Here is a 14,854-nt window from a genome sequence, read left to right as displayed (position 1 = left end):
GAAGAGAGCCACAGCGTTCACTTTCTGAAGTGAACGGTCAACGCAGACGCTGACTGATGACCTTGGAGACCCCGTCGCCCTGCATCGAGACGCCGTAGAGCGCGTCCGCGACCTCCATCGTCCGCTTCTGGTGCGTGATCACGATCAGCTGCGAGCTCTCCTGGAGCTCCTCCATGATCCGGATCAGCCGCTGCAGGTTGGTGTCGTCGAGCGCGGCCTCGACCTCGTCCATCACGTAGAACGGGCTGGGACGCGCCTTGAAGATGGACACCAGCAGAGCCACGGCGGTCAGCGAGCGCTCACCGCCGGAGAGCAGCGACAGCCGCTTGACCTTCTTGCCCGGCGGGCGGGCCTCGACGTCCACGCCGGTGGTCAGCATGTTGTCGGGGTCGGTCAGGATCAGCCGGCCGTCGCCGCCGGGGAACAGCCGCGAGAACACCCCCTCGAACTCCCGTGCCGTGTCCCGGTACGCCTCGGTGAAGACCTGCTCGACGCGCTCGTCGACCTCCTTCACCACTTGAAGGAGATCGGCTCGTGTCTTGCGCAGATCCTCCAGCTGCTCGCTGAGGAACTGGTGGCGCTCCTCCAGCGCTGCGAACTCCTCCAGCGCGAGCGGATTGACCTTGCCGAGCTGCTGGTAGGCGCGTTCGGCCGCCTTGAGCCGCTTCTCCTGCCGGGCGCGGACGAAGGGGCCGGGCCGGTTGCGCGGGTGCTCGGGATCCTCGGGGAGTTCCTCCCCCTCGGCGGGCGGCGACGGCGGCACCGGCTGGTCGGGACCGTACTCGGCGACGAGGCCGGCGGACTCCATGCCGAACTCCTCCAGCGCCCTGGCCTCCACCGCCTCGATGCGCAGCCGCTGCTCGGCGCCGAGCACCTCGCCGCGGTGGACGGAGTCGGTGAGCTTGTCCAGCTCCCCCTTCAGTTCGCGTCCGCGGTTGCGCGCCTCGCCGAGCTCCCGCTCGCGCAGGCCCTTGGCCCGTTCGGCCGCGAGGCGCTCCTCGTCGGCCCTCAGCAGTGAGACCTCCACGTGCGCGAGCAGCTGCCGGGAGCCGTCGGCCACCGCGCGGGCCACCTCCGCCTCGTGCCGCAGCCGCGCCCGGCGCCGGTCGGCGCGGGCCCGGGCCTCGCGTTCCGCCCGGGCCGCGCGGTCGAGGGAATCGGCCCGTCCGGCCAGCCCCTTGACCCGCTCCTCATGGGTGCGCAGCTGCAGCCGCGCCTCCATCTCGGTCTGCCGTGCGTTGGCCCCGTCGGCCGCGAGCCGGTCCCGCCGGGAGCTGTCGGGCTCCTCCTCCACCGGCAGTTCCTCGGCCGTCGCGAGCCGTTCCGCGCACTCCTCCACGTCGGCCAGCGCCTGCTCCAGCGCGTCCTGTGCCTTGGCCGCGGCGGCGGCGCTGCGCTCGGCTTCGCCGGCGGCCCCCTTCGCCTGCCCGGCGAGCCGCCCGAGCTGCTGCGCCACGCCGGCGCGGGCCTGCTCCACGGCACGACGGCGCTCGGCGAGCTCCTCGACCAGGGCGGCCGCGTCCTGCCGCCGGGACTGTGCGGCAGCCTGGGCCTCGCCGAGTTCCGAGCACCGCACGCCCAGTTCGGTCAGCTCCGCCGCCGCCTCGTCGACCGCGGCCTGCACCTCGATCAGGCTGGGCGCCCCGGCGGAGCCGCCGTGCGCGAGGTGCGCACCGAGCACGTCTCCGTCGAGGGTCACGGCCACCGAGTCGGGCCGCGCCGCGACGAGCGCCTCGGCGTCGTCGAGCGTGCCGACGACGACGTGGTCGCGCAGCACCCAGGCGGCCGCCCGCCACACCTCGGCGTCCCCACCGACCAGCGAGGCCGCGGAAACTCCCTCACCTGCGAGCCCGCCGCAGGGGCCCTGCCCCACACCCCGCGCCTCAATCGCCGGCGGGGCTGGATCATGCCCGACGACCCCGGCATCCCCGCCGACCAGCCGGGCCGCGGGAACGACCTCCCCTGCGGGCCCGCCGCAGAGGCCCTGCCCCGCACCCCGCGCCTCAATCGCCGGCGAGGCTGCAGCATTCAGCCCCACCGGCGTTTGAGGCGCGGGTCCGGGTAGAGCCCGGTCTCGGGAAGGGGCGGGGTGGGGCAAGACTCCCCCGGCCGAAGCCTGCCCGGGCAGCTCCACGGCGGGAGCCGATGCGGGGCCGACCGGGTCGGAGGGCTGGCCCGGGAGGGCGGGCGGGTCCACGGGAGTGGACACCCTGCCCCGAGCGGCCGGCAGACCCGCAAGGTCGATGTCTGGGCCCGCGGGAGCGGACGCCTGATCCGGGACAGCGGGTGGGTCCGCAGGGGTGTGGGTCTGGTCCGCGGGGGCGGGTTCGCCCGCGGGGGTGGGCGACTGGTCCGCGGGGGCGGACACCTGGTCCGGGACTGCGGAGGCGTCCGCAAGGGTGTGGGGCTGGCCCGCGACGGCGGGCGGGCCCGCAAGAGCATGGGCCTGGCCCGCGACGGCGGATGGGTCCGTAAGGGACTGGGCCTGGCCCGGGACCGTGGGTGGGGGCGGGGTGATGAGGAGGGTGGCGCGGCCTGCGTCCGTGTCTCGGAGGTGGCGGAGCGCGGCGGCCGCCGCGTTCGGGGTGGACACCGCCAGGGCATCGGCCGCCGAGCCCAGCGCAGCGGCCACCGCGGCTTCGTAGCCCGGGGTCACCGTCAGCCGCTCCGCCGCCGGGCCGAGCAGGCCGGCGAGCTTCTCCCGCGCCGCGAGCAGCGCCCCCGTACCGTCCTTGCGGCGCAGCCCGAGCGCGAGCGCGTCCCGCCGCGCCGATACCGCCGCCCGCGAGCGCTCCGCCCCGGACAGCGCGTCGCGCGCGGCGGACAGGGCCGCCTCGGCCGCCGCCAGCTCGGCGCGCGCGGCCTCGTGGTCCGCGTCCGCCGACGGCTCGTCCAGCCCGCCGACCTCCTCCGCCAGCGCCTCGTACTCCGCCTGCGCGGCGGCGGCCCGGGACTGCGCCGCGTCCCGCGCCGCGACGAGCCGGTCGATCTCGGCCTGCGCCGCCCCCGCGCGGGAGCGGGCCGCGCCGAGCCGCCCCGTCAGCCGGGCCAGCCCCTCGCGCCGGTCGGCGATGGCCCGTGCGGCGTCCCGCAGCCGCCGTTCCTCCTCGGCCAGCGCCCGTTCGAGCTCGGCCCGGTGCTCGGCCGTGTCCTCCAGCGCCCGCGAGGCCGCCTCCAGGGCCGCCGTCAGTTCCGCCTCCTGCTCGCGGATCCGCGCGGCCTCCCGCTCCATCTCCTCGGGGTCGCGGCCCCGGCGCTCGTCCTCCGCCGGGGCCGTCGCGCTCTTCACCCGCGCGTCCGCCAGGGACGCGGTGCCCCGTACCCGTTCGGCGAGCTGCGACAGCTCGTACCAGGTCTGCTGCGCCCGCTGCAGCCGCGGCGCGAGCTCCCGTACCGCCTCCTCCAGCTCGGCCTCGCGCCGCAGCGCGAGCGCCAGCTGGGCCTCGGCCGCTTCCTTGCGCTCCTTGAGCGCCGCCTCGTCCGCGATCTCCGCGTCGAGCGCCCGCCGCAGCGTGACCAGGTCGTCGGCGAGCAGCCGCAGCCGCGCGTCGCGCAGGTCCGCCTGGATCACGGCCGCCCGACGGGCGACCGCGGCCTGCCGTCCCAGGGGTTTGAGCTGGCGGCGCAGCTCGTCGTTGAGGTCCTGCACGCGCGCGAGGTTGGCCTGCATCGCGTCGAGCTTCCGCAGCGCCTTCTCCTTGCGCTTGCGGTGCTTCAGTACGCCCGCCGCCTCCTCGATGAAGGCGCGGCGGCCCATGGGATCGGCGTGCAGGACGGAGTCCAGCTGGCCCTGGCCGACGATGACGTGCATCTCGCGGCCGATGCCGGAGTCGGAGAGCAGCTCCTGGATGTCCAGCAGCCGGCAGGTGTCACCGTTGATCTGGTATTCGCTGCTGCCGCCGCGGAACATGATCCGGGTGATGGTGACTTCGGCGTAGTCGATGGGGAGAGCGCCGTCGGAGTTGTCGATCGTCAGCGATACCTCGGCGCGCCCGAGCGGCGGCCGTCCGGTGGTCCCGGCGAAGATGACGTCTTCCATCTTCCCGCCGCGCAGGGACTTGGCCCCTTGTTCTCCCATGACCCAGGACAGCGCGTCCACCACATTGGACTTGCCGGAGCCGTTCGGACCCACGACACAGGTGATGCCGGGTTCGAAGCGCAGGGTGGTGGCGGAGGCGAAGGATTTGAAGCCGCGCAGGGTCAGGGACTTGAGGTGCACGCCGCCGGACTCTACCTTTCACGTTCGGTTTCACCCATGAAGGTGCAGGGCACCACTGACGCTAAAGGCATCACGCCCCCCACCTGGCCCTCTGGAACCGTGGCGCGAAGGGCAGAGGGGGCGGAGGGGACGGTCAAAGAAAGAAGGGACGCCGAAGCGTCCCTTGCAGATCAAACGGGGCTGGAGTCGAGCGACGAATGAGCGCGGATCAGGTGAGCGCAGGCTCCGCCTGGGGTACGTCGATGTCGATGCGGTCCAGCAGCGAGTCTCCGTCGTGCTGAGCGGCGGCCGCGTTCAGCGCGTCATTTTCGGACTGAATCCGTACGAGCTCGGACTCAAGGTCCTGGACGCGCTGCTGAAGCCGTCGCATCTCGGCGAGGAGTCGCGGATCGGAACCGCCGACGTAACCGAGAAGCGCCTTTGCCATGATGGATGGTCCTCCACACTGAGTGACCGACCGAAGCGGTGTGGGTCGTGAGGGAATCGCACCCGCGGATGTCCGGCAGCGACTGACAGTCACTGCGCTTACTACTGCCAACACTGCCAAACAGCTCAGGTGCGCGGGGCTTCCAGCGTCTCACCAAAAAGTTTGACGGTCAACACGATCACACCCCGTATCGGCGGGCGCCCCGGCCCCGACGACGGGCGTGGAGATCATCCTCATCTCCGAGCCTTCCACGATTCACCCCCGTCGGCAACGCGTCGGCGACGAATGCGCAGTTCCGACCGTGTGCGGACGACCAGAGGTGTGATGAGTGCATGATCAGTCGATCGGTCACCGCATCCCGAATCCGTCGTAGCCACCGCGCGGTGTGCCCCAGATCTCTGTCACTCCGTCCACCCGGCCGGGCGTGTCGGCGGAGCGCAGCCAGTCGAGCAGCCGGTGGCAATTCTCACGTTGACCTTCGGCGACCACCTGTACTCGCCCGTCGTCGAGGTTGAGCGCGAAGCCGACTACACCGCCGATCTCCAGGGCGTTCTCCCTGGTGAACCAGCGGAAGCCGACTCCCTGCACACGGCCGCGCACCCAGGCGGTCAGACGGACCTCTTCATTCATGCGTGAACGCTAACCGGGCGATGACTTTCCGGACACATCGCCCCCTGGCCCCATGGCGTACAGTCGCGCAGCAACGAACTCACCCATTTGGGTGCGTAAGGGATGATCTTGATCCGGCAAGGAAGGGCACGACAGCGATGGGACGTCACCGACTCCCCGCCGCGCCGCACAGCGGCGGCAAGCGCGGCACCGTCCTGCGCACCGGCCTGCTCGCCGTCTCGGTGGCCGTGGCCCTGGGCACGGCGGCCGTGACCACCGGCATGGTGCCGGTCGGCAGCGCGTTCCCCTATGTGGGCGTCAGCGGTACGGGTGCCACCGGCACGCCGGTGGCCAAGGCCAAGGCCTTCTCCACCCCGGACCCCGCACCGGAGCAGCAGGGCGGCCTCGCCAGCCTGTCGGGGCGCGCCACCACGGGCACCGGCTCGGCCTCCCCCTCCAAGAGCCCTTCGGCCTCGCCGTCCCCGACGGCCTCCTCCTCGGCCTCGCCGAGCCCCTCCGTGTCCGCTTCGCCGAGCGCCACGGTGTCCGCCCCGCCGAGCGCCCCGCCCTCGCCCTCGCCTTCGGCCACGCCCGCCCCCGCCCGCAAGGCTCCGGAGAAGAAGCCGGTTCCGGCACCTTCGAAGCCGGTTCCGGCGCCTTCGAAGCCGGCCGCGGCACCCTCGGCACCGGCCGCCCCCGCGACCCGGCCGTCTCTGGACGGGCACTCCGCCGAGGAGGACGCCGTGGTCGCCCTGGTGAACCAGGAGCGCGCGATGGCCGGATGCGGTCCCGTCCGGGCCAATCCGCCCCTGGCGGCGCTGGCCGGGGCCTTCAGCAAGGACATGGCCACCCGGGGCTTCTTCAGCCACGACGACCCCGACGGCAACAGCCCGTGGGACCGCGCCGCCAAGGCCGGCCTCTCAGGCCTCGGCGGCGAGAACATCGCGCGCGGCCAGGGCGACGCCGAGGCCGTGATGAAGGCCTGGATGAACAGCCCGGGCCACAAGGCGAACATCCTCAACTGCGAGTTCCGCACGCTGGGCGTCGGCGCCCACTTCGCCGACGGCGGCCCCTGGTGGACCCAGGACTTCGGCTTCTGACGCCGACCGCCACGGCCGGCCGCGCGCAGCGGCCGACAGCCTCCGGCCGACCCCGGCGCGAGCGCCTCGACCGCCCGGGGCTCAGGCCGCGGCAAGGGCCGCGCGGCCCGCGATGACGATGCGGGTCTGCTCGGCAACGCGGCGGCCCAGGTGCTCGGCGGTCGCGATGTCGGCCTTGTGGACGGCGTCCGGGCCCTCGTCGGAGTTGCTCTGCGCGGCGGCGCCGGCGAAGACGCCGAGGCGGTTGAGGTCGTTCTCGGAGGCGGTGCTGCTGTTCCAGCCCGGCTTCAGGCCCAGGTTGACCCAGCTCATGCCGTGCTGGGCGGCGAGGATCTGGAAGAACTGCAGGGTGTGCAGCTTGTCGCCGCTCTTGGACGCGGAGTTCGTGAAGCCGGCGGCCACCTTGTCCTGCCAGGCGTCGCCGAACCAGCGCTTCGAGGTGGCCTCCGCGAACACGTGGAAGGCGCCGGAAGCGGTGCCCATGTAGGTCGGGGAGCCGAAGACGATCGCGTCGGACGCGTCGAGCAGCTCCCACTGCGCGTCGTCGATCTCGTCGACCTTGATCAGGTGGACGGTCGCCCCGGCGTCGACGGCGCCGCTGCGGACTGCCTCGGCGACCACGGCGGTGTGGCCGTAGCCGGAGTGGTAGGCGATGGAGACGACGGGGGTGTGCGCGATACCGGACAAGGTGTTCTCTCCCTCGGAAGACTCCCTCCGCCGCACGGACGCGGTGCGGGGGAGCAGGACGGTGACGCCACCAAGAGAAGCACTAACTTTTAGAAAGCGCAACCCTCGAGTTAGCGCTGCAGGGGAGTACGCTCTCCTTATGGAGACCCCTGTCCACACAGAAGCCGCCGACATCGAGCAACCGTTCGACGTTTTCGCGCGCGCCTGCCCGTCCCGCGAGACCCTGGAGCACGTGACCGGCCGCTGGGGCAGCCTCACCGTGGGCGCCCTGCGCGAAGGCCCGTGCCGTTTCAACGAGCTGCGCCGCCGGGTGGAGGGCGTGAGCGAGAAGATGCTCTCCCAGACGCTGCACGCGCTGGAGCGCGACGGCATAGTCCACCGCGAGGCCCAGCCGACGAATCCGCCGCGCGTCGACTACGAGCTGACCCCGCTCGGCATCGAGGTCGCGGATCGGCTGCTCTCGCTCATCCACTGCCTGGAGGGCAACATGCCGGCGGTGCTCACCGCCCGGACGTCCTACGACGCCACGCGCGGCGGCCGCTGACAGCGCGGGCAGAAGTAGCTCGACCTGTTCATCCAGGGGCGCCGGCGCATCGGCGTACCGCAGCGGCGGCAGGGCTCGTCCTCGCGCCCGTAGGCGTCGAGCGAGCGGTCGAAGTACCCCGACTCACCGTTCACGTTGACGTACAGGCTGTCGAAGCTGGTGCCGCCGACGGCGAGGGCGGCGTTCATGACGTCCCGGACATGGCCGAGGAGTTCCGCACTGCGGGGGCGCGTGAGGTTGGCGGTGGGGCGCTCGTAGTGCAGCTTGGCGCGCCACAGCGCCTCGTCCGCGTAGATGTTGCCGACCCCGCTGATCAGGGACTGGTCGAGCAGCGCCCGCTTGACGGTGGTCCGCTTGGCGCGCAGTGCGAGGTGGTAGGCCCCCTCGTCGAAGAGGGGGTCGAGCGGGTCCCGGGCGATGTGCGCGATGACGTCCGGCAGTCCGTCGGCCGTGTTGTCGTGCAGTGAGAGCCCGCCGAAGGTCCGCTGGTCCACGAAGCGCAGCTCGGTCCCGGCGTTATCGTCGAACCGCACCCGGATCCGCAGGTGCTTCTCGTCGGGTGCGTCCTGCGGCTGCACGAGCAGCTGCCCGCTCATCCCCAGGTGCCCGAGCACGGACAGGTCCCGTCCCTCCAGCGGCAGCCACAGGTACTTCCCGCGCCGCTGCGGCACTCCGACGGTCTCGCCGCGCAGCCGCGCCGCGAAGTCGGCCCCGCCGCCCGGATGGCGCCGCACCGCCCGCGGGTGCAGGACCTCGACGGCCTCGATGGTCCGTCCGGCCACCCAGCGCTCCAGCCCCCGCCGCACGACTTCGACTTCGGGCAGCTCGGGCACGGTATACCTCCGGGGATGCGGATCTGGGCGCTCCCGGCGAGCGTACCGGCCCCCGGAAACGGAATCGCCCGCCCCTGCGAGGCAGGGGCGGGCGGGGAAATCCGGAAGGAAGGGTCAGGCGTCCGGCGCCGGTTCGGCGGGGGTCGGCACCCCGCCGTCCTCGGACCCGGCCGAAGCCGGGACCTCGGCCGGAGCGGCGGCGGCCACGGCAGCCGCCGCGATCCGCTCGTCCGCCGCGGTGCGGATTCCGCGCCATGCGGACTCCGCAGCCTGCTGTTCCGCTTCCTTCTTGCTGCGGCCGGTGCCGGTGCCGTACGAGACACCACCGACGCGGGCGGCAGCAGTGAAGGTCTTCTCGTGGTCCGGACCGGTCTCGGTGACCAGATATTCCGGTACGCCAAGACCTTCGGCCGCCGTGAGCTCCTGGAGACTGGTCTTCCAGTCCAGGCCGGCCCCGAGGTTCGAGGACTTCTCGATGAGCGGGTCGAAGAGCCGGTGGACCAGCTCCGAGGCCGCGTCGAGGCCCTGATCGAGGTAGACCGCGCCGATCACCGCTTCAAGGGTGTCGGCGAGGATGGAGGCCTTGTCCCGGCCGCCCGTGCCCTCTTCGCCCCGGCCGAGCCGGATGAAGGAGCCGAGTTCGAGGCCGCGCCCGACCTCCGCCAGTGCGCGCGAGTTGACCACCGCGGCCCGAAGCTTGGCCAGCTGGCCTTCGGGAAGATCGGGGTGGGTCGTGTACAGCGTGTCCGTGACCACCAGGCCCAGCACGGAGTCCCCGAGGAACTCCAGCCGTTCGTTGGTGGGCAGACCGCCGTTCTCGTACGCGTACGAGCGGTGGGTCAGTGCACGCACCAGAAGGGCGGACTCGAGTTGATACCCGAGCCGCCCTTCCAGAAGCGTGTGGGACGAGGCCGCGTTGTTACTGTCTGCCTGCTTCTCAGCGTTGGACAGCTCAGACATTGCGCCTCTCACCAGCCGCTCAGACCTCGAGGACCTGGCGCTTGTTGTAGGTGCCGCAGCTCGGGCACGCAATGTGCTGGAGCTTCGGCTCCTGGCAACGCTCGCACGAAACCAGGGTGGGGACCGCAGCCTTCCACTGCGACCGGCGGTGGCGCGTGTTGCTGCGCGACATCTTCCGCTTCGGAACAGCCACGGCTACTTCTCCTGCTTCTCGGCGGCGCCCTGAACTCCGTCAGAGGCAGTGCCGCTCATGTTGTCCTTCTCGCCGTCCTGATCGGTCACGACGAGTCCTTGCAATGCCGCCCAACGGATGTCGACGGCGTCATGGTGGTGTTCCGGGTCGTCGTTCAGGCTGAGCCCGCAATCGGGGCACAGTCCGAGACAGTCCTCCCGGCACACCGGCTGCATGGGCAGTGCGAGCACCACCACATCCCGCAGCACGGGTTCGAGGTCGAACAAACCGTCCTCGAGGAAGAGCGTGTCCTCGTCGTCCTCGGCGTCGTCGGCCGGTTCCGCCTTGGAGCGGCTCCGGTCGTCGGCGTCAGGGTACGAGAACATCTCCTGGAAGTCCGCCTTGAGCTCACGCTCGACGGACTCCAGACACCTTACGCACTCCCCTACGGCCGACGCACGGGCGGTGCCTGTGACAAGCACCCCTTCCATGACCGACTCCAGGCGGAGGCTGAGCTTCACCGGGGCGCCTTCCGGCACTCCGATGACGCCGACGAGACCGAAGTCCGCCGGTGCCGCGATCTCACGGGACAGCCGCTGCATGGCACCAGGACGCCGGCCCAGCTCGTGCGTGTCGAACACGAGGGGGTTGCGGTGGTCGAGGCGGGTATTCAGGGCCGTTCCTGCTTTCACAGATCGCTGAAGATCAAAGATTCCGCCGCACTAGGGCAGCATGGATCGCGGTGCATACGCGCGACCGAACAGCCAGGATACCCGGAGCGGCGCCCAGCGCCCAATCCGGTCCTAGCGCCCCTGTTCGTACTGGCGCAGCTGGTCCAGGTTGATCATGCTCGTGTCGAAGAGGCTGGTCTCGTCGAGCGAGGGCTGCTGGGCCTGCGGCTGCTGCTGGTACGCGGCATAGGGGTCGGGCTGCTGCTGCTGCTGGTAGGCGGCGTACGGGTCCGGCTGCTGCTGCGGGTAGCCGCCGTACGGATCCTGGTAGCCGTACGCGTCCTGCTGCTGCGCGGCGGGCTGCTGGTAGGAGTACGAGTCGTACACGGGCTCCGCCTGCGCCGGGATCGGCGCCTGCACCTGGAGGGGCTCCGGTTCCGCCAGGCCCGCCAGGAAGTCCGCGTCGCTCGCGGAGCGGGACTGCTGGCCCCCCGCCGCGTCCTGGGCGGCCATGTGCACGCCCAGGTCGTCCGACGGGACCCGGCCCAGCAGCTTCTGGCGGCCGCGGCCCACGGCCTCCAGGGTCTTGGAGAGCACCGCCTCGAAGGTCGCCAGCTTGGTGTCCACGTACGCGTCCGCCTGCTGCCGCTGCGTCTCCGGGTCGTGGCTGCGCTCGGGCGCGTCCATGTCCGGGTAGCCGTGCTCGTCCAGGCCGGGACCGCGGCCCAGGAGCTTCTCCCGGCCCCGGTCCACCGAGCCGATGGTCTTGCTCAGCACGACCTCGAAGTTCGCGAGCTTGCTGTCGACGTAGTCGTCGGCCTCGGCCCGGATCTCCTCGGCCTCCCGGCGGGCCTCTTCGAGGATCCGGTCCGCCTCCGCCTGCGAACGCCGCGCGATCTCGGTGTCGGAGATCAGCGAACCGCGCTGGTTGTGGGCGGCGTCGATGATCCGCTCCGCCTCCCGGCGGGCCTCCTCGACCATCTGCTCCCGGCCGCCGATGAGCTCCTGAGCCTGCGCGAGCGAGCCGGGGAGCGCCTGGCGCACCTCCTCGAGCTGGGCGAGCAGCTCGGCGCGGTTGATCACGCAGGAGGCCGACATGGGCATGGACCGGGCACCGCCGACGGCCGCGACGATCTCGTCGAGCTTCTTCTGCACGTCCATGGGGGCTCGCACTCTCTCGGCCTCAGGCGGTTCCTGAGACGGACGGGACGACTGTAAGGCCACCGGGCGGACCCCCGACACCGCCTGACGCCCTGTCAGTCGGTCAGCGGTTGCGCAGCCGCTCCAGGAGCGCCGCGTGCACGTGCGCCGGCAGCAGGTGGGCGACGTCGCCGCCCCAGGTCGCGACCTCCTTGACCAGCGAGGAGGACAGGAAGCTGTAGGTGGGGATGGTCGGGACGAACAGCGTCTCGACGCCCGACAGGCCCATGTTCATCTGGGCCATCTGAAGCTCGTAGTCGAAATCGCTGACCGCGCGCAGCCCCTTGACGATGGCCGGGATGTCGCGCTCCTTGCAGAAGTCGACGAGCAGTCCGCGGAAGGCCTCGACCTGGATGTTGCCGTAGCCGGCCGTCGCCTCGCGGATCAGCTCGATCCGCTCCTCGACGGTGAACAGGCCCCGCTTCGACTCGTTGATCCCCACGGCGACGTGCACGACGTCGTACAGCCTGGAGGCGCGCCCGATGATGTCGAGGTGCCCGTTGTGGATGGGATCGAAGGACCCCGGACAGACGGCGCGGCGCAACTGAACTCCCTCGTTCATGAGTCTTCGCTGGTGAAAGCGGCGCGGCCGTACCAAAGAGTGCCCTCGCCGTACTTGCGCGACCGGAGCGGCTCGAAGCCCTCGGGCCACGGGAAGGCGCCGCTGCGGGTGCTGCGCTCCACGGTGACGAGCGCATCGTCCGTGATCCAGCCATTGGACCGGAGTGTGAGCAGGATCTCCCGCAGGTCGGCGCTGTCCACGGCGTACGGCGGATCCACGAAGACGATGTCGTACGGGTCCCCGGCGGCCCTGGCCGCCACGATCTGCTCGGCCTTGCCCGCCCGGAACTCCGCACCGGGCAGGCCCAGCGTCTTGATGTTGTCCCGGATCGCCTTGGCGGCCTTGCCGTCCGCCTCCACGAGCAGGGTGTGGGCCGCGCCGCGGGAGAGGGCCTCCAGGCCGACGGCGCCGGAGCCGCCGTACAGGTCGAGCACCCGGGCCCCTTCGACGCCGTGCAGCGACTCCCAGGTGGAGAACAGGCCTTCGCGCATCCGGTCCGAGGTCGGCCGGGTGCCGGTGCCGGGGGGCACGGCCAGCCGTCGCCCGCGGGCGCTGCCGGCGATCACGCGGGTCATCTGGGGTCCTTCGGTACGACGGTAGGGGGGCGCCGCGGGGCTGCCGCGGCACTCCAACGATAGGTCGTGCCGCTCAGCCCTTCTCCAGGTACTGCTCGCGCTCGGTGTCGAGCAGGGCGTCGAGCGCGGTCCGCAGGCCGGGCAGCCGCTCCAGCGCGGGGTCCTCGGCGACGACCCGGGTGGCCTCCTCGCGGGCCTGCGCGATGACCTCCTCGTCCTCGATGACGGCGAGCATGCGCAGCGAGGAGCGCACGCCCGACTGGGCCTGGCCCAGTACGTCGCCCTCGCGGCGCTGCTCCAGGTCGATCCGGGAGAGTTCGAAGCCGTCGAGGGTGGCGGCGACGGCGGCCAGCCGGGCCCGGGCGGGGCTGGCCTCGTGCATCTCGCTGACCAGCAGGCACAGACCGGGCGCGGAGCCTCGGCCGACGCGGCCGCGCAGCTGGTGGAGCTGGGAGACGCCGAACCGGTCCGCGTCCATGATCACCATGACGGTGGAGTTCGGGACGTTCACACCGACCTCGATGACGGTGGTGGCGACGAGCACCTTGATCTCGCCCGCGGCGAAGCGCCGCATGACGTCGTCCTTGTCGGCCGGGTCCATCCGGCCGTGCAGCACCTCCACGGACAGCCCGGCGAGCGGGCCGCGCGTCAGCTGCTCGGCGATCTCCAGGACGGCCAGCGGGGGCCGCTTGTCCCCGTCCTCCTCGGCCGCCTTCTTCTTCTTGGGCTCGTCCTCGCCGTCGCCGATGCGGGGGCACACCACGTACGCCTGGTGGCCGTTCTCCACTTCCTCGCGGACCCGTTCCCAGGCCCGGGCGAGGAAGTGCGGCTTGTCCTTGGCCGGCACCACGTGGGTGGCGATCGGCGAGCGGCCGGCGGGCAGCTGGTCGAGGACCGAGGTCTCCAGATCGCCGAAGACGGTCATGGCGACCGTGCGCGGGATCGGGGTGGCGGTCATCACCAGCAGGTGCGGGGGCTGCTTCCCCTTGGACCTGAGGGCGTCGCGCTGCTCGACGCCGAACCGGTGCTGCTCGTCCACGACCACCAGCCCGAGGTCGTGGAACTGCACCTTGTCCTCGATCAGCGCGTGCGTGCCGATCACGATCCCGGCCTCGCCGGTGACCAGGTCGAGCAGGGCCTGCCGGCGCGCGGGCATCCCCATCGACCCGGTGAGGAGCACCACCTTGGTGCCCTGGTCGGAGCCGCCGAGCATGCCTCCCTCGGCCAGTTCGCCCATCATCTCGACGATGGAGCGGTGGTGCTGCTGCGCGAGCACCTCGGTGGGCGCGAGCATCGCCGCCTGCCCGCCGGAATCCACGACGGCGAGCATGGCCCGCAGGGCCACCATCGTCTTACCGCTTCCGACCTCGCCCTGGAGGAGGCGGTGCATGGGGTGGCTGGTGGCCAGGTCGTCGAAGATCTCCTTCGAGACGCCGACCTGGCCCTCGGTGAGGGTGAAGGGGAGCTTCGCGTCGAAGGAGTCGAGGAGGCCGCCGGGTGCGGGGCGGCGGGGGACGGACGGGAGCTGGGAGTCGGCGTGGCGGCGGCGGGCCAGGGCGACCTGGAGGACGAAGGCCTCGTCCCACTTCAGGCGCTGGCGGGCGTCCTCGATGTCGGCCTTGGTGGCGGGCCGGTGGATCTTCAGCAGGGCCTCGGTGAGCGGGACCAGCCCGCGGCCCTCGCGCAGGGCGGGCGGCAGCGGGTCCACGGCCTCCCGGGCGCTGGGCAGCACCGCGTCCACGCATTTGGCGATCTTCCAGGACTCCAGCTTCGCGCAGGCCGGGTAGATCGGGATGAGCTGGCTGGCGAAGGCGGTGGCGGCGTCCCGGTCGGAGGCGTCCGCGCCGAGCGGCTCGTACGCGGGGTGGGCGAGCTGCAGCTTGTGGTTGAACTTGGAGACCTTGCCGGCGAACATCGCACGGCTGCCGGGCAGCAGCTCCTTGTGCGGCTTGTGGACGCCCGCGCCGAAGAAGACCAGCTGGAGCCGTCCGCTGCCGTCGGTGATGGTCACTTCGAGGCGCTTGCCCCGGCCCCCGTTGAAGGTCAGGATCCGGGCGTCGGCGACCTGCGCGACGACGGTCACGTGCTCGTCGATCTGGTCGGCGAGCTCGGCCAGCGAGGTCAGCTCACCGCGCTCGGCGTACCGCCGCGGGTAGTGGTGGAGCAGGTCCAGGGCCGTGTGCAGGCCGAGCTGCTCGGCCAGCACCTTGGCGGTGGCGGGTCCGAGCGTCTTCTTGAGGTCTTCGTCGAGCGCGGGCACGTGTTCCATTGCACACCATGGCGCTGACAAGCCCG

14 protein-coding genes are annotated in these 14,854 nt (G+C 71.8%); 2 read left to right on the top strand and 12 right to left on the bottom strand.

Going from position 1 to position 14,854, the window contains the following annotated elements:
- Positions 1-37: 37 nt before the first annotated feature.
- From OG472_RS30835 to OG472_RS30825, 3 genes are all read right to left on the bottom strand, one after another.
- The gene (locus tag OG472_RS30835; protein ID WP_405832137.1) at positions 38-4,219 is read right to left on the bottom strand and encodes an AAA family ATPase; all 4,182 of its coding nucleotides are present in this window, start codon (positions 4,217-4,219) and stop codon (positions 38-40) included.
- A 208-nt stretch (positions 4,220-4,427) separates the two neighbouring features.
- Complete coding sequence (locus OG472_RS30830; RefSeq protein ID WP_030708500.1) at positions 4,428-4,646, bottom strand: hypothetical protein; 219 nt, start codon at positions 4,644-4,646, stop codon at positions 4,428-4,430.
- Between the two features lie 348 nt (positions 4,647-4,994).
- Positions 4,995-5,276 (bottom strand): acylphosphatase, encoded by a 282-nt coding sequence (locus tag OG472_RS30825; RefSeq protein WP_361951456.1) that lies wholly within the window; start codon positions 5,274-5,276, stop codon positions 4,995-4,997.
- 137 nt (positions 5,277-5,413) lie between these two features.
- Between OG472_RS30825 and OG472_RS30820 the strand changes: the two genes are divergently transcribed.
- Positions 5,414-6,355 carry a CAP domain-containing protein gene (locus OG472_RS30820; RefSeq protein ID WP_405832136.1) on the top strand — a complete coding sequence of 314 codons (942 nt, stop codon included), beginning with the start codon at positions 5,414-5,416 and terminating at the stop codon, positions 6,353-6,355.
- Between the two features lie 81 nt (positions 6,356-6,436).
- On the opposite strand, the gene OG472_RS30815 is transcribed toward OG472_RS30820, so the two are convergent.
- Positions 6,437-7,042: a flavodoxin family protein gene (locus OG472_RS30815; protein WP_383563588.1), complete on the bottom strand. Its 606-nt coding sequence runs from the start codon at positions 7,040-7,042 to the stop codon at positions 6,437-6,439.
- Between the two features lie 139 nt (positions 7,043-7,181).
- Here OG472_RS30815 and OG472_RS30810 point away from each other — a divergent pair, with 139 nt between their 5' ends.
- The gene (locus OG472_RS30810; RefSeq protein ID WP_405832134.1) at positions 7,182-7,586 is read left to right on the top strand and encodes a winged helix-turn-helix transcriptional regulator; all 405 of its coding nucleotides are present in this window, start codon (positions 7,182-7,184) and stop codon (positions 7,584-7,586) included.
- Here the strand turns inward: OG472_RS30810 and mutM are convergent.
- The 8 genes from mutM to recG form a co-directional block, all read right to left on the bottom strand.
- Entirely contained in the window at positions 7,559-8,419 is an 861-nt protein-coding gene (gene mutM / locus OG472_RS30805) for a bifunctional DNA-formamidopyrimidine glycosylase/DNA-(apurinic or apyrimidinic site) lyase (RefSeq protein WP_405832133.1), read from the bottom strand. The genes OG472_RS30810 and mutM overlap by 28 nt on opposite strands.
- A 114-nt stretch (positions 8,420-8,533) precedes the next feature.
- Positions 8,534-9,379 (bottom strand): ribonuclease III, encoded by an 846-nt coding sequence (gene rnc, locus OG472_RS30800; RefSeq protein WP_327416644.1) that lies wholly within the window; start codon positions 9,377-9,379, stop codon positions 8,534-8,536.
- A gap of 19 nt (positions 9,380-9,398) precedes the next feature.
- Positions 9,399-9,572 (bottom strand): 50S ribosomal protein L32, encoded by a 174-nt coding sequence (gene rpmF, locus OG472_RS30795; RefSeq protein WP_003965982.1) that lies wholly within the window; start codon positions 9,570-9,572, stop codon positions 9,399-9,401.
- Positions 9,573-9,574: 2 nt separating this feature from the next.
- Positions 9,575-10,243, bottom strand: coding sequence for a YceD family protein (locus tag OG472_RS30790; protein WP_383563581.1), 669 nt, complete (start codon positions 10,241-10,243; stop codon positions 9,575-9,577).
- A 111-nt stretch (positions 10,244-10,354) separates the two neighbouring features.
- A complete protein-coding gene (locus OG472_RS30785; protein ID WP_405832132.1) occupies positions 10,355-11,383 on the bottom strand; it encodes a cell division initiation protein in 1,029 nt (342 codons plus the stop codon).
- A 103-nt stretch (positions 11,384-11,486) separates the two neighbouring features.
- Entirely contained in the window at positions 11,487-11,966 is a 480-nt protein-coding gene (gene coaD, locus OG472_RS30780; RefSeq protein ID WP_401613368.1) for a pantetheine-phosphate adenylyltransferase, read from the bottom strand.
- Positions 11,967-11,980: 14 nt separating this feature from the next.
- Positions 11,981-12,559 carry a 16S rRNA (guanine(966)-N(2))-methyltransferase RsmD gene (gene rsmD, locus OG472_RS30775; protein ID WP_401613320.1) on the bottom strand — a complete coding sequence of 193 codons (579 nt, stop codon included), beginning with the start codon at positions 12,557-12,559 and terminating at the stop codon, positions 11,981-11,983.
- A gap of 73 nt (positions 12,560-12,632) precedes the next feature.
- Positions 12,633-14,828, bottom strand: a complete 2,196-nt coding sequence (gene recG / locus OG472_RS30770; protein WP_401613322.1) for an ATP-dependent DNA helicase RecG — start codon at positions 14,826-14,828, stop codon at positions 12,633-12,635.
- Positions 14,829-14,854: the final 26 nt, after the last annotated feature.

The organism is Streptomyces sp. NBC_00207 (genome assembly GCF_045160965.1).
In the GTDB taxonomy this organism is placed as follows: Bacteria; Actinomycetota; Actinomycetes; order Streptomycetales; family Streptomycetaceae; genus Streptomyces.
The sequence above is the reverse complement of the archived record's forward strand: the minus strand, read 5'-3'. Positions and strand labels throughout refer to the sequence as shown.